Annotated in this window: 25 protein-coding genes and 1 riboswitch; of the genes, 10 read left to right on the top strand and 15 right to left on the bottom strand. The window is 38.5% G+C overall.

What is annotated here, in order from left to right; genetic code table 11:
* Window positions 1-30 precede the first annotated feature (30 nt).
* From nrfA to nrfD, 4 genes are all read left to right on the top strand, one after another.
* Window positions 31-1,557, top strand: a complete 1,527-nt coding sequence (gene nrfA / locus ABW51_RS01605) for an ammonia-forming nitrite reductase cytochrome c552 subunit (RefSeq protein WP_053465285.1) — start codon at window positions 31-33, stop codon at window positions 1,555-1,557.
* Between the two features lie 76 nt (window positions 1,558-1,633).
* The gene (gene nrfB / locus ABW51_RS01600) at window positions 1,634-2,284 is read left to right on the top strand and encodes a cytochrome c nitrite reductase pentaheme subunit (RefSeq protein ID WP_053465284.1); all 651 of its coding nucleotides are present in this window, start codon (window positions 1,634-1,636) and stop codon (window positions 2,282-2,284) included.
* A complete protein-coding gene (gene nrfC, locus ABW51_RS01595; RefSeq protein WP_046939769.1) occupies window positions 2,281-2,958 on the top strand; it encodes a cytochrome c nitrite reductase Fe-S protein in 678 nt (225 codons plus the stop codon). The genes nrfB and nrfC overlap by 4 nt, the downstream gene beginning before the upstream one ends.
* Window positions 2,955-3,920, top strand: coding sequence for a cytochrome c nitrite reductase subunit NrfD (nrfD, locus tag ABW51_RS01590; RefSeq protein WP_046949889.1), 966 nt, complete (start codon window positions 2,955-2,957; stop codon window positions 3,918-3,920). Before nrfC ends, nrfD begins: the two co-directional genes overlap by 4 nt.
* Window positions 3,921-4,004: 84 nt before the next feature.
* Here the strand turns inward: nrfD and ABW51_RS01585 are convergent, their stop codons facing one another.
* The 4 genes from ABW51_RS01585 to serB form a co-directional block, all read right to left on the bottom strand.
* On the bottom strand, window positions 4,005-4,550 hold the full coding sequence (locus tag ABW51_RS01585; RefSeq protein ID WP_046949888.1) for a YggT family protein: 546 nt from the start codon (window positions 4,548-4,550) through the stop codon (window positions 4,005-4,007).
* The gene (corA, locus tag ABW51_RS01580; protein ID WP_005629627.1) at window positions 4,550-5,497 is read right to left on the bottom strand and encodes a magnesium/cobalt transporter CorA; all 948 of its coding nucleotides are present in this window, start codon (window positions 5,495-5,497) and stop codon (window positions 4,550-4,552) included. Before corA ends, ABW51_RS01585 begins: the two co-directional genes overlap by 1 nt.
* 295 nt (window positions 5,498-5,792) lie before the next feature.
* Window positions 5,793-6,284 carry a YajQ family cyclic di-GMP-binding protein gene (locus tag ABW51_RS01575; protein ID WP_005629625.1) on the bottom strand — a complete coding sequence of 164 codons (492 nt, stop codon included), beginning with the start codon at window positions 6,282-6,284 and terminating at the stop codon, window positions 5,793-5,795.
* Window positions 6,285-6,301: 17 nt separating this feature from the next.
* Entirely contained in the window at window positions 6,302-7,246 is a 945-nt protein-coding gene (gene serB, locus ABW51_RS01570; RefSeq protein WP_053465283.1) for a phosphoserine phosphatase, read from the bottom strand.
* 56 nt (window positions 7,247-7,302) lie between these two features.
* Between serB and ABW51_RS01565 the strand changes: the two genes are divergently transcribed.
* From ABW51_RS01565 to ABW51_RS01545, 5 genes are all read left to right on the top strand, one after another.
* Window positions 7,303-7,941 (top strand): YtjB family periplasmic protein, encoded by a 639-nt coding sequence (locus tag ABW51_RS01565; RefSeq protein WP_053465282.1) that lies wholly within the window; start codon window positions 7,303-7,305, stop codon window positions 7,939-7,941.
* Window positions 7,942-8,052: 111 nt separating this feature from the next.
* The gene (tkt, locus tag ABW51_RS01560) at window positions 8,053-10,050 is read left to right on the top strand and encodes a transketolase (protein WP_053465281.1); all 1,998 of its coding nucleotides are present in this window, start codon (window positions 8,053-8,055) and stop codon (window positions 10,048-10,050) included.
* Between the two features lie 62 nt (window positions 10,051-10,112).
* Window positions 10,113-10,781 carry a CsgG/HfaB family protein gene (locus ABW51_RS01555; RefSeq protein ID WP_046939142.1) on the top strand — a complete coding sequence of 223 codons (669 nt, stop codon included), beginning with the start codon at window positions 10,113-10,115 and terminating at the stop codon, window positions 10,779-10,781.
* Between the two features lie 10 nt (window positions 10,782-10,791).
* On the top strand, window positions 10,792-11,202 hold the full coding sequence (locus ABW51_RS01550) for a DUF4810 domain-containing protein (RefSeq protein WP_053465280.1): 411 nt from the start codon (window positions 10,792-10,794) through the stop codon (window positions 11,200-11,202).
* Window positions 11,199-11,876: a DUF799 domain-containing protein gene (locus tag ABW51_RS01545; protein ID WP_053465279.1), complete on the top strand. Its 678-nt coding sequence runs from the start codon at window positions 11,199-11,201 to the stop codon at window positions 11,874-11,876. Before ABW51_RS01550 ends, ABW51_RS01545 begins: the two co-directional genes overlap by 4 nt.
* A gap of 53 nt (window positions 11,877-11,929) precedes the next feature.
* Here ABW51_RS01545 and bioB read toward each other — a convergent pair whose 3' ends face one another.
* The 5 genes from bioB to ABW51_RS01520 all read right to left on the bottom strand — a co-directional run bounded on the left by bioB (window position 11,930) and on the right by ABW51_RS01520 (window position 16,653).
* A complete protein-coding gene (gene bioB, locus ABW51_RS01540) occupies window positions 11,930-12,934 on the bottom strand; it encodes a biotin synthase BioB (protein ID WP_053465278.1) in 1,005 nt (334 codons plus the stop codon).
* A 120-nt stretch (window positions 12,935-13,054) separates the two neighbouring features.
* Complete coding sequence (gene thiQ / locus ABW51_RS01535) at window positions 13,055-13,702, bottom strand: thiamine ABC transporter ATP-binding protein (RefSeq protein ID WP_053465277.1); 648 nt, start codon at window positions 13,700-13,702, stop codon at window positions 13,055-13,057.
* On the bottom strand, window positions 13,686-15,302 hold the full coding sequence (gene thiP / locus ABW51_RS01530) for a thiamine/thiamine pyrophosphate ABC transporter permease (protein ID WP_053465276.1): 1,617 nt from the start codon (window positions 15,300-15,302) through the stop codon (window positions 13,686-13,688). Before thiP ends, thiQ begins: the two co-directional genes overlap by 17 nt.
* A 4-nt stretch (window positions 15,303-15,306) precedes the next feature.
* Entirely contained in the window at window positions 15,307-16,305 is a 999-nt protein-coding gene (gene thiB, locus ABW51_RS01525) for a thiamine ABC transporter substrate binding subunit (RefSeq protein WP_053465275.1), read from the bottom strand.
* A 51-nt stretch (window positions 16,306-16,356) separates the two neighbouring features.
* Window positions 16,357-16,444: riboswitch (TPP riboswitch) on the bottom strand.
* 38 nt (window positions 16,445-16,482) lie between these two features.
* A complete protein-coding gene (locus tag ABW51_RS01520) occupies window positions 16,483-16,653 on the bottom strand; it encodes a hypothetical protein (protein ID WP_231625692.1) in 171 nt (56 codons plus the stop codon).
* A 182-nt stretch (window positions 16,654-16,835) separates the two neighbouring features.
* Between ABW51_RS01520 and copM the strand changes: the two genes are divergently transcribed.
* Window positions 16,836-17,213, top strand: a complete 378-nt coding sequence (gene copM / locus ABW51_RS01515; RefSeq protein ID WP_053465274.1) for a CopM family metallochaperone — start codon at window positions 16,836-16,838, stop codon at window positions 17,211-17,213.
* 28 nt (window positions 17,214-17,241) lie between these two features.
* Here the strand turns inward: copM and ABW51_RS01510 are convergent, their stop codons facing one another.
* The 6 genes from ABW51_RS01510 to ribF form a co-directional block, all read right to left on the bottom strand.
* Entirely contained in the window at window positions 17,242-17,589 is a 348-nt protein-coding gene (locus ABW51_RS01510; protein WP_053465273.1) for a ComEA family DNA-binding protein, read from the bottom strand.
* Between the two features lie 170 nt (window positions 17,590-17,759).
* Window positions 17,760-18,704 (bottom strand): 4-hydroxy-3-methylbut-2-enyl diphosphate reductase, encoded by a 945-nt coding sequence (gene ispH / locus ABW51_RS01505; protein WP_053465272.1) that lies wholly within the window; start codon window positions 18,702-18,704, stop codon window positions 17,760-17,762.
* Complete coding sequence (lspA, locus tag ABW51_RS01500) at window positions 18,701-19,216, bottom strand: signal peptidase II (RefSeq protein ID WP_005655980.1); 516 nt, start codon at window positions 19,214-19,216, stop codon at window positions 18,701-18,703. Before lspA ends, ispH begins: the two co-directional genes overlap by 4 nt.
* 69 nt (window positions 19,217-19,285) lie before the next feature.
* Entirely contained in the window at window positions 19,286-20,842 is a 1,557-nt protein-coding gene (locus ABW51_RS01495) for a phosphoethanolamine transferase (protein WP_053465271.1), read from the bottom strand.
* 79 nt (window positions 20,843-20,921) lie between these two features.
* The gene (ileS, locus tag ABW51_RS01490) at window positions 20,922-23,747 is read right to left on the bottom strand and encodes an isoleucine--tRNA ligase (RefSeq protein WP_053465270.1); all 2,826 of its coding nucleotides are present in this window, start codon (window positions 23,745-23,747) and stop codon (window positions 20,922-20,924) included.
* Window positions 23,748-23,775: 28 nt separating this feature from the next.
* Window positions 23,776-24,702, bottom strand: a complete 927-nt coding sequence (ribF, locus tag ABW51_RS01485; protein ID WP_053465269.1) for a bifunctional riboflavin kinase/FAD synthetase — start codon at window positions 24,700-24,702, stop codon at window positions 23,776-23,778.
* Window positions 24,703-24,748: the final 46 nt, after the last annotated feature.

The raw sequence follows: 24,748 nt of genomic DNA, 5'->3' as shown, positions 1-24,748 counted from the left end.
CTTTTTATTACAACAAATGGAGTGATTATCGTGAACGCATTCAAAAAAAGCCTCATTGTGGCAGCGTCTTTCGCGAGTTTAAGCTTATTTAACTCAGCGGCAGCTGATATGGTTTATAAGCCATTAGAACAACCTGTTGAACCAGTAAAACCAGATTTGAAAATTGAATCTGTAAATGAAAAATTTGCAGAAAAATATCCAAATCAATATAACAGCTGGCGTTCAACTGCAAACGGCAACGGCGAAAAAATTATTTATGCCGATGAAGAAAATCCACGCTTAATCGTTCTTTGGGGCGGTTATGCATTTGCAAAAGAATACAATGCACCGCGTGGTCACTTTTATGCGGTGACTGATGTTCGTAACATTCTACGAACTGGCGCACCAAAAACTGCAAATGATGGTCCACAACCAATGGCATGTTGGACATGTAAAGGCCCTGATGTTCCACGTTTAATTGCGGAATGGGGCGAAAAAGATTATTTCAACGCGAAATGGGCAAAAGGTGGTCCAGAAATCGTGAACTCAATCGGTTGTGCTGACTGTCACGATACGACCTCTAAAGATTTTGCTGAAGGCAAACCAGCATTACGTATTGCTCGTCCACACGTATTACGCGCGCTTGACGCTTTAGAAAAAGCAACTGCTGAAAAAGATAAAGCAGAAGGTCGTCCACACAACAATTTAAGTTTCAACACTGCAGCTCGTACCGAAAAACGTGCAGAAATCTGTGCAAACTGCCACGTAGAATACTACTTCGCAGGCGACATTAAACAAGTGACTTTCCCTTGGGATAATGGTCAAACTGTGGATGATATTGAAAAATATTATGATGATATTGGTTTCTCTGATTGGACTCACAGTCTTTCTAAAGCACCAATGTTAAAAGCTCAACATCCTGACTTTGAAATTTGGTCTTTAGGTATGCACGGTAAAAATGGGGTAACTTGTGTAGACTGTCATATGCCAAAAGTACAAGGTAAAGACGGTAAAGTTTATACTGATCACCAAATCCAAAATCCATTTGATGCATTTGACCGCACTTGTGCAAACTGTCACGATCAAAGCAAAGAAAAATTACGCGATATCGTCACTTCACGTAAAAAAGAAGTGAAAGATGTAATGGGGCGTTTAGAAGAGCAAGTTGTCAAAGCTCACTTTGAAGCGAAAGCGGCTTGGGATGCAGGTGCAACTAAAGAAGAAATGGAAGCGGCATTAATGGATATTCGTCATGCTCAATGGCGTTGGGATTATTCTGCAGCAAGCCACGGTGGCCATATGCACGCACCTGAAGTCATGCTTCGTGTATTAGGTTCTGGCTTAGATAAAGCGGCTGATGCTCGTACTAAACTTGCAGCAATCTTAACTAAACACGGTGTGAAAACTCCAGTTCAAATCCCAGATATTTCAACAGCTGATAAAGCGTGGAAAGTAATGGGTATTGATATTGAAAAAGAACGCAAAGCTAAAGAAGAATTCTTAAAAACTGTGGTACCACAATGGGAACAACAAGCTAAAGAAAAAGGCTTATTAGTTGATCCACCAGCACAAAAATAAATGAAAAATCCACCGCACTTTTAAGTGCAAACTGGAAAGTGCGGTGATTTTCAAGGTCAAATTTGAGGTAACCCAAATGAATTTAACTTCTTTAATCAACAAATCTGCAAAAGCGTTAGCGTTAAGTGCAGCATTTGTAGCAGTGTCATTTTTGGCTCATGCTGATGATGCACAAAAACCTGCGGATCATTTTACTTATGAACCGCAATTAGATAACCAACGCGATCCAAATCAATATTGTGCTAAATGCCATAAATTCGACAAAGTAGATAAAAACCAAACTGTAGATCAGTCTGGTGGCGAACTCCACTTTGGTAAATTCCATGGTGCACACTTAGATAAGAAAAATCCAAATAACGGTAAAGCAATTACTTGTGTAAGCTGTCACGGTAACGTTTCTGAAAACCACCGTCGTGGTGCTAAAGATGTTATGCGTTTTGAAGGGGATATTTTCGGTAATAAAAAACCGATGTATTCAGTTCAAGAACAAAACCAAGTTTGTTTTGCTTGTCACCAACCTGACAAACTTCGTGAAAAACTATGGGCGCATGATGTACACGCAATGAAATTACCTTGTGCAAGTTGCCATACTCTTCACCCTAAAGAAGACGCAATGAAAGGTATTCAACCAAAACAACGCGTTAAACTTTGCGTAGATTGCCATGGTGAACAACAAAAACGTAAAGCTGAACAAGATAAACTAACCGAACAAAAGGATAAACAATGACAGCCTGCTCACGCCGAAACTTTGTTTCCGGTATGGGGGCAGTGATCCTTATGACGGGGACATCTTTACCTTCTTTTGCGAAAGAAGACAAGGCGGATAAACCTAAACGTTACGCAATGGTACACGATGAAAATTCGTGTATCGGCTGTACAGCCTGTATGGATGCATGCCGTGATGTAAACCAAGTGCCAGAAGGCGTTTCTCGCTTAGAGATTCTACGCAGTGAACCTTACGGTGAATTTCCAAATCAGGAATATGAGTTCTTCCGTCAATCTTGCCAACATTGTACAAACGCACCTTGCGTAGCAGTTTGTCCAACTGGCGCATCTTTTATTGATAAAGAGACTGGTATTGTAGATGTACATAAAGATTTATGCGTAGGCTGCCAATACTGTATAGCAGTTTGCCCATATCGTGTACGTTTTATTCATCCAGTACATCGTACCGCAGATAAATGTAACTTCTGCCGTGATACAAATTTAGCTAATGGTAAACAACCGGCTTGTGTGGAAGCTTGTCCAACCAAAGCATTAACTTTTGGGGATATGAATGACCCGATGAGTGCAGTTTCACGTAAAGTGAAAGAAAAACCGGTTTATCGCACTAAAGTGGAGTTAGGTACACAACCAAACTTGTACCACATTCCATTCCAACATGGGGAGCCTAGAAGATGACATTAGATTATCCAGTTCCATTTCATACGCCTAATCTAGTGTGGGATTCTACCATTGCGATCTACTTGTTTTTATTGGGGATCTCATCTGGTGCGGTGCAGTTGGCAATTGCTTATAAACGTAGTAATAAATTAATGAACCCAAGTCAAAATTGGATTATTCGATCTGGTGTGATTTTGGGATCTGTACCAACATTAATTGGTTTAACGCTATTAGTTTTCCACTTAGCAAGACCTTGGACATTCTGGAAATTGATGTTTAACTATCAATTTAACTCCGTAATGTCGATGGGGGTCATGCTATTCCAAATTTATATGTTGTTTTTAGTGATTTGGGGAGTGGTGATTTTCAAAAAAGAAATCGAAGCATTAATTAATCGCTTTATACCAAAACTGCAATTTGTGATGAAACTCATCGGTATTGCAGAACGTCTTGCAAGTCCAGTCGAAGTTGTTCTTTTCGTATTGGCTGCTGTACTTGGTGCATACACAGGGTTCTTACTTTCTGCATTAATTAGCTATCCAATGTTGAATAACCCAGTATTACCGGCATTATTCTTAGCTTCTGGTACATCATCTGGTATTGCTGCAACCTTCTTAATTATCTTAATTGCGGGAAAATTAAAAGGTGATTCTCACGAATTGCACTTCATCCACAAATTCGAAGTGCCAATTATGGTGACAGAACTTGGTTTGCTTGTGTGTTTCTTCGTTGGCTTACATTTTGGTGGCGGCCAAAAAACAGTTGCGTTACATAATGCATTATCTGGTTTCTGGGGTGCGGTATTCTGGATTGGGGTATTCTTTATTGGTATCTTGATCCCATTAATCGCCAATATGTTTGTGAATGACCGTTTAAAATACAACCGTAACTTTATTATCTTGGTGTCAATTTTTGACTTAATTGGGGTATTCTGTTTACGTTTCTTTGTTTTATATGCGGGACAATTAACAGTAGCATAAATCAGAATTATGTGTATAAGAAAGGCGTATTAATAAATACGCCTTTTTTCTTGTTTAAATTATTATTCAATAACCTATTGGTCTTTAACCAGCAATCATCCAAAGTCCACCTAACATATCAAGCATTAGATTATTTAAGAACAATAAGATAAATACAACGACCATAGGGGAAAAATCAATCATGCCTAATGTTGGTAAGAATCGACGGATAGGTCTTAAAAGTGGTTCTGAAAGTTGATAAAACGCATAAATCACAGGGCTATTACCACGATTAAACCAACTTAAAACAGCCCCAATAAAAAGCACATAAAAAATGGCTAAACCAATGCTTTTCAATACAGTTAACACACCTAATACTAAGAGTACATTTACTGATAAACCAAAATAAATAATACCTTTCAACATACCGATAATAAATAGTAACAGTAAAGCAGAAGTATCGATATTTTTCACTGTAGGCGCAATTTTACGCAGAGGTTTTAATACTGGATCAGTCATTTTTACTGCAAATGTTGAAACAGGGTTGTAATAATCCACTCGAGCAAACTGTAACCAAGCTCGTAAGATTAATACAAGTGCATAAAGATTAATAATTGATCCAATAAATAATGCGGTTTGGGATAATTCCATCATAACCATCCTTTTCTTCTAAAATAAATATATGGCGTCAATGCTGCTGCGATCATTAACCCAATTGCCATTGGATAACCATATTTAAAATGTAATTCAGGCATAAAATCAAAGTTCATACCATAGGTAGACGCCACTAATGTTGCAGGAAGGAACATCACAGAAACAACTGAGAAGAATTTCATAATTTTGTTCTGTTCAATATTGATGTAACCCATTGCAGCTTGCATTAAAAAGTTTACTTTTTGGAACAAGGATTCATTATGCGGCTGTAAAGATTCAATATCTCGTAAGATTTCTCGTGCTTGTTCTAACTGGTTTGTTGGTAAGCGCGTTTTGCGAACCAAGAAACCTAGTGCGCGTTGAGTATCCATCAAGCACAAACGAACTTTTGAGCTCGTATCTTCTTGTTCCGTGAGTGTATTTAATGCTTCATCAAAGGCTTCATCTTGTTTTCCGTTTAAAATAACACGACTCAACTCTTCCAAATCTGCATAAACATTTTCAATCACATCCGCTAATTGCTCGATTTTCGTTTCAAATAAATCTAGTAAAACTTCATAGGAATTACATTCTAACAAACGCTGGCTACGTGAGCGCATACGATATAAACGGAATGCGGGTAGCTCGCGATCACGCAACGTAAATAAACGACCATCACGAATAGTAAAAGCAACGCTCGCTAAATCAGCATAATTGTCTTCATCTTCGCAATAAAAAAATGAGTGAAGGTGTAGACCATCTTCGTCTTCAAAGAAACGGGCGGAAGCTTCGATATCTTCCAATTCTAGAAAAGATGCTAAGCTCTGGCCTAAGCCTTCTTGTAGCATTTCACGTTCTTCGCCTGTCGGCTCAAGTAAATCAAGCCAAATGGCAGTATTGAGATCGGTTTGGTCTTCGTCAATGCGAACCAAGCGGGAATCATTGATAGCAAACGCGTTGATCATTTCATACTCCTTATAGGATTATGAACAGCTAACAGTGAACAAATTAAAGAAGAAACGAAAGTGCGGTGAAAAATCGCAAAGTTTTCGTTAAGAGATGCCGAAACAACGGTAAATTTACCGGCGAACGCGCGCCGATAATAAAAAGGCGGGCGTCTAGAGCGATATTCGGTATCGACTATGACTGTCCAAAGTGTGTGTCCTTCTCGTTAAAAAATCGGGCGAATGTTACGCTTGAAAGCGGTGTTCGTCAAGTTTTATCAAAAAACGATGACAACATTTCGCCCTTATTTGAAAACTAATCTCTAAAATTATTAAATTGGAATGGTTGGCCTAATTCAGCACCTTTAACAAGTTGAATGACTGCCTGTAAGTCATCGCGTGACTTACCAGTCACACGCACTTGTTCACCCTGAATTTGAGTTTGAACTTTGATTTTAGAATCTTTTACCAATTTAGTAATTTTCTTCGCCATCTCTGTTTCAATCCCCTGCTTGAGTTTGATTTCTTTACTATAAAGTTTACCGTGGTGTTCGCTTTCTGCTGGAATATCTAAAGAACTGTGCTCAATACCACGTTTAATACAAGATCCAATTAAAATCTCAATTAATTGCTCAAGTTGGAAATCAGATTCTGTGGTGATTTTAATCGTTTCATTTTTTTCATTTAATTCAATTACCGCTTCTACACCACGAAAATCATAACGAGTACTAAGCACTCGGTTTGCATTTTCCACTGCATTACGGACTTCGTGTAAAGTAATTTCAGAAACAATATCAAAAGATGGCATAGTTTTCTCCCATTTTATTAAATTCTATCATTAGCACTTAAAAGGCATAAAAGTGCGGTTAAGTCGGCGAAGTTTACCACAATTTGCGCTTGTTGTTGCACTTTAGGTTTCGCATGGAACGCAACACCTAGCCCCGCCACGTTCATCATTGCCAAGTCATTCGCGCCGTCGCCAATAGCAAGAGAATGTTGTGAATCAATACCGTATTCCTCTAACAAATGTTGTAATGTTTTAGCTTTGTATTGGGCATCAACCACATCACCTTTAACTAAGCCTGTGAGTTTTCCATCTTCAATATCAAATTGATTTGATGCAGCAAAATCAAGCTGTAATAAGGCTTTCAAATAATCCGCAAAATAAGTAAATCCGCCTGAAGCAATTGCGGTTTTCCAACCATATTTCTGTAAGGTTTGGATCGTTTCAACTAATCCAGGCATTAACAGTAAATTCTCTCTAACTTGCTGCAAAATGTTTTCTGGCGCACCTTTTAATGTACCCACTCGACGACGCAAACTTTGCTCGAAATCTAATTCACCTCTCATTGCGCTTTCCGTAATCGCAGAAACAAGTTCGCCAACACCTGCTAGTTTCGCAATTTCATCAATACACTCAATTTGAATCGCGGTAGAATCCATATCCATCACCAACAACCCAGCTTGAGACAATTTAGGGCTAAAATCTAATTTAGCAATATCCACTTCAACATCATGAGCAAAGTTAAGGAAGTCAGCAAACCATTGACCTTTCAATAAAACGACAATATTTTGCTCCACCATCCAAACATCTAAAATCTGGAAATTTTGACCGCACTTTTGTTGAAATTTTTCCAACTTAGTTATGTCCAACTTTGTGCCGTATAAGATAAAAGGTTCTCCGTTCTGTATAGGTTCCTCATTAGCCAAAAGTGCGGTAGGAAATTGTGGGTATTTTTGTGTAATACTCTGGAAACGTTGAATTTGCATAAAAATCCTGTAAATTGTGACGAATGGAAAGATTTTAACCGATGTGAGTTGAAAAAGTGCAAATAATTAAAGAAAAACTAATCAAATCAACCATGCTTGCAACGATTATTGTGCTAAGCCTAACTGCACTTAGCGTTATCTTATTTGGTGTAAAACAATTTAAGCTAAGTTCACAATTTGCTAGCATAAACCAAGTGGCGAACATCTCACATATTTTGGTTCGTCAACAAGCCAATTTATTTTCAGTTTTACTCACAAACAATGCTAAAACAGAGCAACTAACGGACAATCTTGATCAAATAGTCAAAGAAGACTTTATTTTAGATGCCAGCTTATATGATGGCGAAGGAAAATTACTGGCTCAAAGTCGCGAAATGCGCAACTCCTCCGATGCAAACAATCAACAAATTGTAGAGCCACTTTACGCCCAAAGCGGCATTAAAGGATTCTTACGCGTCACCATTGATTCTCAATATACGCAATCTAACCAATCAAAAATTAATCAAATTTTTCACCAATTATATGGTGAGCTTATTATTGTATTTTTACTTGGCGCGGTGATGGCAAGCTCTATTCATTATTTTTTAAGTCACTATCGACGGACTTACCGCAAATCCAAAGAGAAAAAAAGTACGGTAAATTTGAAAGTAAAATCGAGTAGCACGCGTTTTCACCAGCGTCGCCGTAGAATTTGATTATTGTCACAAACTATTAAATTGAGTGCGGATTTTTGCTAAATTTCCTTCAGAAATAAGGTAGAATGCGCAAGATTATTTTTTCAAAGCGAATTATAACAGGAGAACAAAATGGCAACTCGTAGACAATTAGCCAATGCAATTCGTTTCTTATCAATGGATGCTGTGCAAAAAGCTAAATCAGGTCACCCTGGTGCACCAATGGGGATGGCGGATATTGCTGAAGTATTATGGCGCGACTTTTTAAAACACAATCCAACCAATCCTAAATGGGCCGACCGAGATCGTTTTGTACTTTCTAACGGCCATGGTTCTATGTTGATTTATAGTCTTTTACATTTAACTGGCTATGATCTTTCTATCGAAGATTTAAAACAATTCCGTCAATTACATTCTAAAACTCCAGGTCACCCAGAATATGGTTATGCGCCTGGTGTAGAAACCACGACAGGTCCATTAGGTCAAGGTATCACTAATGCAGTAGGGATGGCGATTGCTGAGAAAACCTTAGCGGGTCAATTTAACCGTGAAGGTCATGAAATTGTCGATCACCACACCTATGTATTCCTAGGCGATGGCTGTTTAATGGAAGGGATTTCACACGAGGCTTGCTCTTTAGCAGGCACATTAGGTCTTGGTAAATTAATCGCATTCTACGATGACAACAACATTTCGATTGATGGTCATGTTGATGGCTGGTTCAGCGATGATACCGCAGCTCGTTTTGAAGCTTATGGCTGGCAAGTAATCCGCAATGTGGATGGCCACGATGCAGAACAAATTCGTGCCGCAACCATCCTTGCTCAAGCAGAAAAAGAAAAACCAACCTTAATTATTTGTAAAACGATCATTGGTTTTGGCTCACCAAACAAATCTGCATCACATGATTGTCACGGTGCACCATTAGGCGATGAAGAAATCGCATTAACTCGTAAAGCACTGGACTGGGAATATGCTCCATTTGAAATTCCAGCTGAATACTATGCTGAATGGTCTGCAAAAGAGAAAGGCTCTGCAGCAGAAAAATCTTGGGAAGAAAAATTTGCTGCTTATGCAAAAGCATATCCTGAACTTGCTGCAGAGTTTACACGTCGTGTAAACGGTGAATTACCAGCAAACTGGGCGGCTGAATCCAAAGCGTTCATTGAAAAATTACAAGCAAATCCAGCGAGTATTGCAAGCCGTAAAGCATCACAAAATGCAATCGAAGCATATGCTCATATATTACCTGAATTCTTAGGTGGTTCTGCAGACTTAGCAAGCTCTAATTTAACGTTATGGAGCGGTTCTAAACCGATTCGTGCGCATGAAAACGTAGGTGGTAACTACATTAACTACGGTGTGCGTGAATTTGGTATGTCTGCCATTATGAACGGTATTGCTTTACACGGAGGTTTCATTCCTTACGGCGCAACCTTCTTAATGTTCTACGAATATGCACACAATGCGGTGCGTATGGCGGCATTAATGAAACAACGTTCACTCTTTGTTTATACACACGACTCGATCGGTTTAGGTGAAGATGGTCCAACTCACCAACCTGTGGAACAAACTGCATCATTGCGCTTAATTCCAAATCTTGAAACATGGCGTCCATGTGACCAAGTGGAATCAGCCATTGCATGGCAACAAGCGGTCGAGCGTCAAGATGGCCCAAGTGCGTTGATCTTTACCCGTCAAAACTTAGCACAAATGGACCGCACTTCTGCACAATTAGATGCGGTTAAACGTGGTGCTTATGTGTTAAAAGACTGCGAAGGTACACCAGAATTAATTTTCATTGCGACAGGCTCTGAAGTAGAATTAGCAGTGAAAGCAGCTGAAGCATTAAGTGCAGAAGGTAAAAAAGTACGTGTCGTCTCTATGCCAAGCACTAACCGTTTTGATAAACAAGATGCAGCTTACCGTGAAAGCGTATTACCTGCAGCAGTAACTAAACGTGTTGCGGTTGAAGCGGGTATTGCAGACTTCTGGTATAAATACGTTGGTTTCAACGGCCGTGTAGTAGGTATGAATAGTTTCGGTGAGTCTGCACCAGCGGATCAATTATTCAAACTCTTTGGTTTCACTGTTGAAAACGTGGTAGCGAAAGCTAAAGAAATTCTTTAAAATGGAAGCTCCTTGATAACTCAAGGAGCTTTTTTATCACTTTATATTATAAGGATTCTGCAATGAAAAAACTCTATCCAATCTTATTATCTGTCAGCGTTTTAGCTTTATCTGGTTGTGCAACCGAGGGTTCTCGTACTGTTGAAGTTCAAAAAGTAACGAGCTATAACACCGCGTATAACGGTGTGAAAGCCCCTATTTCTGTGGGTAAATTTGATAATCGTTCAAGCTATAACAATGGCGTATTCTCTGACGGCGTGGATCAATTAGGTAATCAAGCCAAAACCATTTTAGTGTCTCACTTACAACAATCAGGTCGTTTTAGTGTGTTGGATCGCACCAATATGTCAGAATCGGCGACAGAAGCAAAAATCAAAGGTCAAAAACAAAAATTAAAAGGCGCGAATTATGTGGTGACTGGCGATGTGACTGAATTTGGTCGTAAAACAGTAGGCGATCAGCAATTATTTGGTATTCTAGGTCGCGGTAAACAACAAGTGGCTTATGCAAAAGTAACATTGAATGTGGTGAATACTCAAACTTCAGAAGTGGTTTATTCTGTTCAAGGTGCTGGTGAATATAATCTTTCAAACCGTGAAGTGTTAGGTTTTGGTGGCACCGCAGGTTATGATTCAACTCTTAATGGTAAAGTATTAGATTTAGCCATTCGTGAAGCCGTAAATAACCTTGTTTCTGGTGTTGAATCAGGTCAATGGAAGCCTTCAAATTAAGGATTTTATTATGAATAAACTAAAACTTTTTATTTGTTTATCAGCTGTTGCAGTGGTGACTGCCTGTTCATCAGGCAGTAAACCAAATACATTGTATACTTGGAATGGAGATACCTATCCAACTTCCGTATACCAATATCTAACTCAAGACGGCGATCCACAAGAACAACTTCAAAAATTAGAAGAAATTGCTCAACTTGATAGCGGTAAAAAAGTACCACCTGGTCTGTATGCGCAGATTGGTCTTTTATATGGTCAATTAGGCAACGCTGGTAAAATGGCAGAAGCCTATCAAAAAGAAATGACTTTATTTCCTGAATCAACTCAATATATTAACTTCTTGTTAAATAAAGGAAAAAAATCGGATGCGAGCACAGAAAGCACTGGAAGTAAAAAAGTGAAAAAAGGAGCGAAAAAATGAAAAAACTCTCTCTCTATTTAGTAATGGCTTGTACATTTTTGCTTTCTGCCTGTTCAACAATGAAGCCAACGCCTTATGACTATACGAACTATCAAGAAAGTAAACCGCGTTCTATCTTGGTATTACTTCCTACGGATACAACAAATGATGTTAAAGGTTCTCCTGCTGTATTAGCACATACAATTTCTCCATTGGCGGAAGAAGGGTATTATGTTTTCCCTCCTGCGCTTGTGTATGAAACTTTTAAACACAATGGTTTAACACAGGCTCAAGAAATCCATAATGTAAATCCACAAAAATTACATGATATTTTTGGTGCTGATGCAGTTCTTTACATTAATGTAGATGATTACGGTGTGAATTACCAAGTATTTGATAGTGTTACTAAAGTAAGAGTAAGTGGCAAACTTGTTGATTTACGTAGTGGTAAAACCTTATGGGAAGGTAAAGGCTACGCAGACGATGCAGATCGCAATGACAACAGTAATGCCATCGTAATGCTGATTACTGCTGTAGTGAAACAAATTGCGAACAATGTATCAGATAAAGGGTACAAGGTTGCTGCGTGGGCAACAGGAAATATGCTTAATGGACCTTGCAATGGTTGTTTGCTTTATGGTCCGAGACATCCATTGTATGGACAAGATCCACAACTACAGACTCAACAAAAATAAAAAAGTTAGGGGCTAATCTACATCAACCCCTTAAATAATTAGCTTCTTGATATTCAAGAAGCTTTTTTATTTTCTGCATTTTCTGGCTCTAAATCTAATTTTGCCATTAATAACTGATCGCCATCTTCTTCTGGATTGCCCGTGACAAGTAATTTATCACCATAGAAAATTGAATTTGCACCCGCCATAAAACACATCGCTTGCATTTCTTCACTCATACCACTACGGCCTGCAGAAAGGCGAACATAACTTTTTGGCATGGTAATACGTGCAACGGCAATTGTTCGCACAAATTCAGTCCAATCTAATTCTTCCGCATCAGCTAACGGTGTACCTTCAACCTTAACGAGTTGATTAATCGGCACCGATTCAGGTTGCGGATCAAGATTTGCAAGGCTCGCGATTAATCCAGCCCGTTCTTTGCGGGTTTCATTCATTCCCACAATGCCGCCACAACACACTTTTAACCCAGCTTTGCGTACTTTTCCTAACGTGCTAAGACGATCATCAAAACGACGAGTACCAATCACTTCTGCATAATGTTCTGGTGCGGTATCAAGATTATGATTGTAATAATCTAATCCAGCTTCTTTTAAATCTTCCGCCATACCATCTTGCAATAAACCAAAAGTACCGCAAGTTTCTAAACCGAGCGATTTCACTGCTTTAATAATTTCTGTGACTTTCTCAATATCTTTTGGCTTAGGGCCTCGCCAAGCTGCGCCCATACAAAAACGCCCCGCTCCACGCGCTTTCGCAATTTTTGCTTTCGCTACGATCTCATCAACATCTAATAACTGCTGATTTTGTACGCCAGTATGATAACGGGCTGATTGAGGGCAATAACCACAATCTTCTGGGCATCCACCCGTTTTGATAGACATTAACGTGGATAACTGAATCGCTTGAGGATTAAAATGCTTGCGATGAACTTGCGCAGCGCGGTAAACCAATTCCAAAAATGGCGTTTCAAATAACGCCTCAACTTTGCAAACAGACCAATATTCAACGCTTGGATGTGGTGTAATAGAGTTAATTTGTAGTTTTTCAGTTAACATATTTTTCCTTTGAAAGTGCGGTGAATAATCACCGCATTTTTGTATCTTATTTTTATTCAGTGTATAGGCTAGTATCGATAGCCAGTGAATAGATTCATCGGTTATAAAATCTATATAATTTTACGTCTCTTTTTGCAATTGACTTATCTGACCATTCTCCACCAGCAATACTCGATCTATCGTACCAACTAATTCTGATGGTTGGTGAGTAACAAGTAACAACGTCAGATCTTTCTCATCACAAAGTTTGGCAATTAAAGCAAGCATTTCTACACGAAGTTTCTGATCTAATGCGGAAAAAGGCTCATCTAATAACAAGATGGGTTTATCTCTCAACAAACAACGCGCCAATGCCACTCGTTGTTTTTGCCCCCCTGAAAGAAAATTCGGTAAACGTTGTAAATAACTGCCCAATCCTACAGAACAAGCGACCTGTTCAATTTTTTCCTGTTCAAGTGCGGTTAATTTTAAAGAGGGTTTTAAACCCAACGCAAGATTTTGCTGTACGGTTAAATGAGGAAATAAATTATTTTCTTGAAATAGCATCGAAACTGGTCGTTCATAAGGCGCACTACGCGTATGATTTTTATCGTTTAACCAAATTTCTCCTTGATGAGGAAATTCAAATCCAGCGATTAAATTCAATAACGTACTTTTCCCCGCTCCACTTTCGCCAATAATTGCAACACGTTCGCCAGCATTTACGCTCAAATTAAAGCACATCGGTAAGGTTTTATCATTCAAAATCACATTATTTAGATAAATCATCGGCATCCCTATATGTGTGAATAAAGGCAAACAATATGCCACAAAGCAATAATAGAATCCCTGCGGTTACAGCGGCATCTTGATTACGGTAATTCCCTAGCTGCTGATATAACAAGTGCGGTAGGGAAGTAAACTCTTGATTGCCAAACAACGCAATAGCCGTAAAATCCCCTAAAGATAGCGCCAAGGCTAAAGCAAAAGTATAGCGCAATGGTACACGTAAAGTTTGCCACTCAATCAGAGAAAAACGTTGCCAACCCACAATTCCCAGACTATTACACAGATTTTCGTAATAACGCATATTGTTATGAAAAGGTGCGCTCAAAATACGTAAAACAAAAGGCATTGCACTTAACGCATTGCAAAATACAACAATGGCAAATAAATCAATATTCGAAAAATCACGCTCTTGTAATAATAAAAATAATCCCATCGCAAGTACTAAAATCGGGATTGCCAAAATCACCATTCCAGCATTAATAATAAATTGAGCGATTTTCTGATAATGCAACCATTCTAAACGGCGTGATAAAAGCAATAAGGCGATTGCCATCGTTAATGCAAGTAATGCGGATAAGGGCGCGATAGAAAGCGAATAACCTAACGCACGCCAGAGCTGAGAATTATGCCAAACTGAGAGCAAACTTGGTGAACTCAATGCGCTGATAAGAATGTTCAATACTGGCGAAAAAAGGAAAAATACAAAAATAAGTAAGACAAAAATATGGAAAATTTTGACCGCACTTTTAGGCTTCTCAAACCAAGGATTACTATTACTCAAGCCATTTTGATTAGAGGGTGAGAAACGCGATGTTAAGCTGAATAAAACTAAGCAAAATATAAATTGCAACATGGCAAAAAGTGCTGCTTTTGGCAAATCAAATTCAAATAAAATCGCTTGGTAGATTGCGGTTTCTAATGTTGTATATTGAGGCCCACCGCCTAGTGTAAGAACAACGGTAAAACTGGTGAAGCAAAGCATAAAAATCAAGCTGAATGTAGGCAAACATTGCTGACGAAAAACGGGCCACTCCACTAATTTCACGAATTGCCAGCCTTGTAAATTGAGTTGCGCGGCAAGCTGACGTTGCTGATAAGGGATACTTTGCAAACTTTGTAAGAAAAGTTGCGCAGCCAGTGGAATATTGAAAAAAAGATGGGCAATTAAAATACCCGAGAGTCCGTAAATATGACTCTGCCACGACATTCCCAAAAAGTTAGCAAACCAAGCTAACCAACCGCTTGAACCATAAATACCGATCAAACCAAAAATTGCCACTAAAACAGGTAAAACAAAGGTCAGCGACATTAATTTTAATAGCCACTTTTTTCCTGAGAATGGTTGATAAAACAATGCTCGAGCGAGGAGCAGACCAAAAAAAATAGATAAAACGGTAGAAAGTAAGGCTTGCCCAAAACTGAAAAAAATCAGATGCTGTAGGTAATCATCCGTGAACCAAGATCGCCATTGCAATTCATCACCCAATGCAAAGATCGAACTTAAGGCGCTACCATAAAAAAGAGTAATAAAGCTAATGACAACAACGCCGCCCACATAATGACGAGGGCGGAGTTGTGGATGATTAAATAACGAAAACATCAAACTATTTTGTTAATGTGGTTTGCCAAGTACTAATCCAATTTTTTAATTGTTCGGCATTCACCATTGGATTGATTGGAGTTTGAGTTTTTTGTTGAGCTTTAAGCGCATCAAAGTGCGGTTCAATTTCACCTTGAATAACTGGCAACATAATATTGGCTGTCACAATATGTTTTTGTGCCGTAGGTGAAATTAAAAATGCCATAAAATCATCCGCACATTGATTTGGATGGTTTGCGACTCGAGCCGCTAATTCCACTTGGGTTATATGCCCTTCCGCAAAATCTGTCGCTGCATAATTATCTTTTTTCTCAAAAAGTTGGTGATAAAGTGGCGATGTACTGTAACTTAACACTAAATCAGCTTCGCCTTTTAAGAATGCACCATAAGTATCCGACCAACCTTTACCCACTGTTACCGTATGCTTATCCAACTCTTTCCAAGCGGATTGAATTTTATCGGCAGAGTAAATGGCATTCATCCAAACCAACAAACCACGACCCACACTGCTGGTGCGAGGATCTTGATAAATTACACGGATATCTTGGCGTTCAACCAATTCTTTCAAACTTTCTGGCGGATTTTGTAATTTAGTTTTGTCATACACAAAAGCATAGTTACCGAAATCGAAAGGCAAGAATGTTTTATTCGCCCATTTTGTTGGTAAATCAAGCTGAGTTAAATCCACGTTATTTGGCGCAAAAATACCAGTTTTTTCAGCTTGTTCTAAAACAAAGTTATCTAAACCTAGCACAATATCCGCTTTTGTTTTCTTTCCTTCCAAACGAACACGGTTGAGCAACACGCCACCACTTTCAAAAGGGGTAAAATTAATAGTGCATTGTGGGTGCGCTTTTTCAAAATCTTGTTTTACTTTTGGACCTGCGCCCCACTCAGAAGTAAAAGAATCATAGCTATATACATTCACACTTTGTTGTGATTGAGCTAATGCAGCGGCGGAAAAAAGTGCGGTAGAAATTAAGGTTAATTTAAGAAGTTTCATTATTACATCCTTATTTATATCAAAAGGCAGCAATAATGACGGGAAGGAGATAAGGTTGTATTCCTAGTTTCCTACGTCAGTATTAACTGTTTCAGGTTCACGGGTATGATCTCAGCATATTGCACCCCGACTAGGCTTTTTAGTGTATTAAAATTTACTAAGATTGCCAACGGATTTTTAAAAAGAAATAAACTTTCTACATTTTCTTTCTGAAAAAATAAAAAAGCCCTGTAAAACAGGGCATCCATAAGCGGTTTTAAAATTAAAAAGTGATTCGATTCGGCTTTCAATGCCTAAATCTGTCTGAGCAATGACTTCAAAACCGAAATCAGCTAACACATCTGCCATTTCTTTTACTTTGCCTTTATTGCCCGTGGCAAGTACAAATCTTTGCTTCGTAATTCTGTTCCTCATATCAAACATTGTCTTATTTTAATATCTCACCAAAAATTTTCGGAATAAGTATTGACCTTAACCTTAGGTTAAGGTTTATGATTCGTGCTCATTCAGTTATCACATAGGAGAAAAACATGAAAAAACTTATGACTTTTATCACACTTAGCGCTGCTGCAGTTTCAATTTGTGCCCAAGCTAATGAACAACCGCATCAAGCACACATGAATATGCCAATGCCGACAGATTCTGCAATGCAACAAGAATTAATGCAAGGTATGAATCAAATGCACCAAAACATGATGGCAGCCATGCAATATAAAGATCCTGATGTTGCTTTTGCAGCAGGTATGTTGCCACACCATATTGGCGCAGTAAAAATGGCGGAAGTTGAATTAAAATACGGAAAAGATCCTGAGATGCGTAAGCTTGCTGAGAATATTATTAACGCACAACAAGCGGAAATTGAACAAATGCAAAAATGGCTTAAAGTGCACAATAAAAAAGCCCTGTAAAACAGGGCATTCATAAGCGGTTTTAAAATTAAAAAGTAATTCGATCACGGTTTCTTTCAAGCGTTGCTTTACCAATCCCTTGCACTTCTAATAGTTGTTCAGCACTCGTGAAATTACCGTGTTTTTCACGATATTGCACTATCGCTTTTGCTTTTTTCGCACCGATTCCTGTTAAGGCTTTTTGAATTTCACTAACGGTTGCCGTATTGATATTCAATTTATCGCTCACAGTAGCCGGTGCAACTTGAGCCTCAGTTTGAGTAGCCACAACAGGTTGAACAGCCTGCTCTGCAGTTTTTTCCTCAGCAAAAGCCGAAGAGGCAACCAGAGCGCCACACAATACAACTGAAGTAAATAATGTTTTCATTAATTTCATAGAGGTTTCCTTTTAATATGAACATGTTGACGAGCATATCAACACAGTCATTTTTTATGCTTTCAAGAAAACGCTCAAGATTCTTACCGCACTTCTGCGATTCAGATCGCAAAAATTCTTAATTTGCATGAAAAAACAAAGGGCTTATCATTTACGACAAGCCCTTAAGATTAGTTAACTTCTTTTATTCTCAGCTCTTTTGGAACTTCAAAGAACATATTTTCTTCTAAACCTTGCAGCTCTTCTATAGTATCCGCACCAAACTCTTTTAAGCGGGAAATAATCGATTGGACTAATTCTTCTGGTGCAGACGCGCCAGCTGTAATCCCAATGGTTTTCACATCATTAAACCAATCCGCTTGAATATCGGAAGGATCATCAAGAAGCTGTGATTTAACCCCCATTCGAGACGCTAATTCAGCTAAGCGATTTGAATTTGATGAATTTTTAGAACCAACTACCAATACCAAATCAGATAATTTTGCCAATTCTCGCACCGCTTCTTGACGATTAGTTGTCGCATAACAAATATCGTTTTTGTGTGGACCTTGAATAGCAGGATATTTTTCCTTTAATACAGCAATGGTTTCTGCCGTATCATCTAGCGACAAAGTGGTTTGCGTCATAAAGGTTAAATCATCATTTTCTTGCATTGGCAAACGCGCAATATCTTCTACTTTTTCAATCAGGAAAATACCGCCATCTTCATTACTATACTGCCCCATTGTGCCTTCAACTTCAGGATGTCCTTTATGCCCAATCAAAATCGCTTTTGTCCCTTTTCGACTTGCACGCGCAACTTGCATATGTACTTTAGTTACCAAAGGACAAGTGGCATCAAATACTTTGAGATTACGGTCTTTCGCTTCTTGTCGAACGGCTTGAGATACACCATGCGCAGAAAAAATAACGATAGCGCCATCAGGTACTTCGCTTAATTCTTCCACAAAGATTGCACCACGATCACGTAATCCGTTCACAACAAATCGGTTATGCACCACTTCATGACGAACATAAATCGGTGCGCCATGAATTTCTAAAGCTAGTTCAACAATACTAATGGCGCGATCTACACCGGCACAAAATCCTCGTGGATTCGCTAAAATTATTTTCATTTCTGACCGCACTTTTCTACTTGTTTATCTTGTACTTTTTTCTTTTCGCTCTTAAAAGCATCCAATGCTAATAACCCTGCGCCAATACAAATGGCAATATCGGCAATATTAAACACAGGATAATGATAAATATCCCAATAGAAATCAAAGAAATCCACGACGAAACCATTGTAAGCGCGATCTACCATATTCGCTAATGCACCACCAATAATCAGTGCATAAGCAGAATTTTGGATTTTTTGTTCGGCATTATTTTTTGCTAAAAAATAAACCAACATGCCAGAGATAGCCAACGCTAACAAAATAAAGAAATATTGTTGCCAGCCACTATGATCCGCTAAGAAACTAAATGCCGCACCATAATTGCGAACATAGGTAAGATTGAAAACAGGCAACACATTAACGCTTTCATACAAATCAAATTTTTGTACCACAATGTATTTAGTGAGCAAATCAACCACGAAAGCGACTGCACTTAACCATAAAAACGAAAGCCCTGATTTTTTGGACATAATATTTCCTTATTAAAAAAATTCCGCTAATTCTAGCATAAGCCGATAAATGATAAAGCACGATCTTATTTACTGAACGGCTTCTGGTAATTTTGCTGGATCATCAGCCAATTCTTTGACATTTACCACTTTCTTCCAATCGAATACCTTAATTTCCTGTTTATCAGGATGGAAGAAATCCACGCCTTGTAAATGTTTTTCCTTAATCCCCATCCAATCAGCAAAACCATAAACAAAATTAAATGCAGATTGTGGCGTTTTTATTTTTTCTACCTTTTGGCTATCACTCGAAAACATAACGAAAGGAATTTCATAATCTTGTTTATAAAGATTATTTGGATGCAATGATAAGCCTTTAGAATCCTCATAATGAGCAAGCCCGTGATCAGAAAAGTAAATCACCGAATAGGGTTCATTTTGTGCCACCAATTGTAAATTTAATTTTTCTAAAAACTGATCCGTATATTTAATCGATTCTAAATAACAAGACATAGATTGATTAATAAAATAATTTTTAACCTCGTACGGAAGACGCTCGCAAAAGGCTGGATGTGAACCCATTAAATGAATCACAATTAATTTTGGATTCGTAATATTTTCTTTTAAGGCTTTATCTAATACGGGCAACATTTCATCGTCATAAACTTTTTTAGAGTTATAACCTAACGGCTTCATAAAAATTGTTTCATCCGCACTTTGACCAATACGAGAGGCCATCGTATCAAATTCCCCAATTTTGCCTTGGTTAGAAATCCAATAGGTTTTCACACCCGCTTTTTTGGCTAAAGAAATAATATTATCCGTATAAACCGTTTCCCCTTTATCTGCTCGATACAAGGTGCGTTGTAAAGACGGTTGCGTATTTGGTGCCGCAGAATAATAGTTTTCAAAAACTGTGCCTTTCACACGCTCTAAAAATGTAGTGGTTTTCAATGGAAAGCCATATAACGACATATAATCTTTTCGCATGCTTTCACCGATAATCAAAATATAATTTTTATACTTTGGCGTGAAAGATTGAATATCCCATTGAGAAGGCGCATTAACGGATTGATTTAGAAAATCTCGTTGTTCTAAATACAGATCATTCATACGATCAAATTCTGAGTAAAACAGAACAGGATAAAAACGGAATTTATACGCATAGTTCCAATCAGAAAATTGATTGTAAGAAAAAACTAATAATATGCCGATAACACCTGTATTCAGCCATTTAAATGCTTGTTGTTTAGCATGAAAACTTAATTTCATTAAAACAACAAATAGGATGAGATAACTAGCTTGAAATAAAAATATCCAAAAAGGAATGGTTGTGTAGTATTCCAAAGTTTCATTAATATTTGTTTCATAAACAGAAGCGATAATACCCAAAGATGGAATACCATAGAAAAAACCAGCAGAACAATAAAATAGCGCGCTGAGAAATAATACAGTGATCAATATTCTCCCAAGCCAAGGGGTGAAATAAAAAGAAATCACCGTGATAACAAATAAAATTGCGTAATCTGAAACGGGAATATTCTCACTTAATACATTACCCAACCCCATATTGGTAAAAATGGAGAAAATAACCAATAAGAGATAAAACCACATTGTTTTAGAGCGAATCATTTCTTTCTCTAACATAATCTCTACTTCCTTTTGTACAAAAGTAAAAAAGTGCGGTTAAAATAAACCGCACTTTTCTGTTTTACAACGAATTTAATTATGCAAAATAGCGCACTTCACCATTACCCGCCACATTTTCTACACAACGTGGACAAAGTGTTGGATGTTCTGAATTTACACCAATTTTGTCAGAATAATGCCAGCAACGTGGGCATTTTTCACCGTTAGAACGAGCTACATTCACTGCAATACCTTCTAACTCACCCGCAGCCACATCTGCAGGTTTGTCTGCTAATGCTTTCACTTCTGCTTTTGAGGTGATTAACACGAAACGTAATTCATTGCCTAATTGTTCTAACAATGCACGATATTCGCCATTCGCATAAAGGGTCACTTCTGCTTCTAAACCACCACCGATCACTTTATCGTTACGCGCAATTTCTAATACGCGGTTCACTTCTGAACGAACTTTAATCAGCTGTTGCCAGTAAGCATCATCTAATTTTTCATTCTCGCCTAAACCAAATAAGCCTTGATAGAATTCTTCAGTAAATACGAATTCTGCACGACCACTTTCGGTTTGTGGCAAGTGTTGCCAAATTTCATCGGCAGTGAAAGATAAAATCGGCGCCATCCAACGAACTAATGCTTCAGCAATATGCCATAACGCAGTTTGACAACTACGACGAGCAAGGCTGTCTGCTTTTGTTGTATATTGACGATCTTTGATAATATCTAAATAGAATGAGCCCATTTCTACCGAACAGAAACGCATTAAACGTTGTACCACAGTGTGGAATTGGTAATTATCATAGGCATCTTTAATTTCATTTTGTGCATCTAATGCACAAGCTACCGCCCAACGATCTAGACTAATCATTTCTTCTGGTTTGACTAAATCACGTTTTGGATCAAAACCATTCAAGTTTGCTAATAAGAAACGCGCGGTATTACGAATACGACGATAGCTGTCAGCCGCACGTTTTAAGATCTCATCAGAAACAGTCATTTCACCAGTGTAATCTGTTGAAGCAACCCATAAACGTAAAATATCACCACCGAATTTATCCATGACTTCTTGTGGGGTCACGATGTTACCGATAGATTTTGACATCTTACGGCCTTGACCATCCACGGTAAAACCATGAGTTAATACTTGTTTGTATGGTGCTTTGCTGTCTGTTGCGGTAGAAAGCATTAAAGAAGACATAAACCAGCCACGGTGTTGGTCAGAACCTTCTAAATACATATCGATATCTTGACCGTTAAATTCTAGACGATTCGCGACAACAGAGGAATAGGTTGATCCTGAGTCAAACCATACGTCAAGGGTATCCGGCACTTTTCGATAGGTTTCAGCATCCGCCCCTAATAATTCTTTTTCGTCTAAATCCCACCATGCTTGAATGCCAGCTTTTTCTACACGTTTTGCTACTTCTTCAAGTAACTCTAAGGTACGCGGATGAAGTTCTTCGGTTTCTTTATGCACGAATAAGGTCATCGGCACGCCCCAAGTACGTTGACGGGAAATACACCAGTCTGGGCGGTTTTCAACCATTTTTTCGATACGTGCTTGACCCCAATCTGGAATCCAGCGAACTTGTTTGATTTCGCCTAATGCTTGTTGGCGTAAACCTTGAGTTTCCATACCGATAAACCATTGTGGTGTTGCACGGAAAATAATTGGCGTTTTGTGGCGCCAGCAGTGTGGGTAGCTGTGTTTGATTTTCTCAACTTTTAATAAGTTGCCCACTTCTTGTAATTTTTCAACAACCAATGGATTGGCTTCAAATACGCCTTTGCCTGCAAAGAATTCAGTCGTTGAAATAAATTTACCATCATTAGATACAAGACCCGCCATCGGTAAATCATATTGTTTACCCACAACAAAGTCGTCTAAACCATGATCTGGTGCAGTGTGTACTAAACCTGTACCGCCATCGGTAGTCACGTGATCGCCTAAAATTACCGGCACGGTGAAATCATAGAACGGATGGTTAAAGCGTACTAACTCAAGTGCTTGACCTTTTACTGAACCTAAAACTTCAACTTGTTCTACGCCCACGGCTTTCGCCACAGACTCCACTAATTCAGCAGCTAAAATCACACGCTCATCGCCAAGTTGTACCAAGTTGTATTCTAAGTCTGCATTTACCGCAATCGCACGGTTAGATGGCATTGTCCAAGGTGTGGTAGTCCAAATGACTGCAGATAATTTGCCATGGCCTTTGCCTACTGCGTTAAATTTCTCTTCGATTTCAACCGCACTTACTGCAGGAAAACGCACATAGATAGATGGAGAAACTTTGTCTTCATATTCCACCTCTGCTTCTGCTAAAGAAGAGCCACAATCCAAACACCAGTGCACTGGTTTTGAACCTTTATATAAATGACCGTTTTCAATCACTTTACCTAAAGTGCGGATAATATTCGCTTCGGTATCGAAGTTCATCGTTAAATAAGGATTATCCCAATCGCCCAACACGCCTAAACGGATAAAATCTTTTTTCTGACCCTCTACTTGTTCCGCGGCGTATTCACGGCATTTTTGGCGGAATTCAGCGGCAGTCACTTTCTCGTTTGGTTTACCCACCAAGCCTTCTACTTTTAATTCAATTGGCAAACCATGACAGTCCCAGCCTGGAATATAAGGCGAATCAAAACCTAATGCCGTTTTGGATTTAATAATAATATCTTTCAGAATTTTGTTTACTGCGTGACCAATATGAATGTTACCGTTCGCATACGGAGGGCCATCATGCAGAATAAAAGATTTTTTGCCTTTGCTCGCTTCACGAATTTTTTTGTAAAGATTTTTCTCGTACCAATTTTTCAACATATCAGGTTCGCGCTTAGCTAAATCACCGCGCATTGGAAAACTGGTTTCCGGTAGGTTAAGAGTGTTTTTGTAATCGACTGTCATTTTATTTTCCAATTTTTACATTTTAAAATTAACTGTTAAAAAACGCTTTCGCAGTTTCTACGTCTTTCTCAATTTGCATTTTTAAATCATCAAAAGACGGAAATTTAATCTCGTTTCTAATCTTGTGGCAGAATTCCACTTCCACTATTTGGCCATAAATATTCTGAGAAAAATCAAATAAATGAACTTCTAATAATTGCATTAATCCATTTATAGTTGGGCGTTTTCCCATATTTGCCACGCCATTAAAAATCTCGCCTGACTTTAACCGCACTTTTACGGCATAAACGCCTTTGATTGGATTGACTTGTCTATGCAAACGAATATTTGCCGTTGGAAATCCTATTGTTCTGCCTAACTTATTACCATGAATCACACGCCCGAAAATACGATAAGGTTTACCGAGTAAATTTTCTGCAAGTTGTAAATCATCATTCGCCAACGCTTCGCGAATCGCAGTGCTACTAATTCGCTGTTCATCTAGACAAAAGCTACGGTTATCTTCAACAACAAAACCGAAACGCTGACCAGCTGCTTGCAACATTGCAAAATTGCCTTGGCGTTTTGAGCCGAACTTAAAATCATCGCCAATACTTAAAAATTTCACATGTAGATGATTAACAAGCGTTTCTTCAATAAAAATATCAGCTGGTTGCTCAGCAAAAGTGCGGTCAAATTTCGCCACAATTACGACATCAACCTTAGCCTTTTCTAGATAATAAACTTTGTCACGCAAACGCATTAAACGCGCTGGTGCATTTTCTCTCATAAAATATTCACGTGGCTGTGATTCAAATAACAATACCGCCATGGGTAAATTTAATTCGTCAGCCTTTTGACGTAAATGGCGAAGGACTGCTTGATGCCCTAAATGCACGCCATCAAAATTGCCGATCGTTAGCGCACAACCTTGTAAAACACGATTTGCATTATGAAGCCCGCGAATTAATTGCATGTCCTTATCCATGAAAATAAGAGAATTTCGGCATTATAGCGAGAAG

Source organism: Haemophilus sp. C1, assembly GCF_001276515.1.
Lineage (GTDB): Bacteria > Pseudomonadota > Gammaproteobacteria > Enterobacterales > Pasteurellaceae > Haemophilus.
The sequence above is the reverse complement of the archived record's forward strand: the minus strand, read 5'-3'. Positions and strand labels throughout refer to the sequence as shown.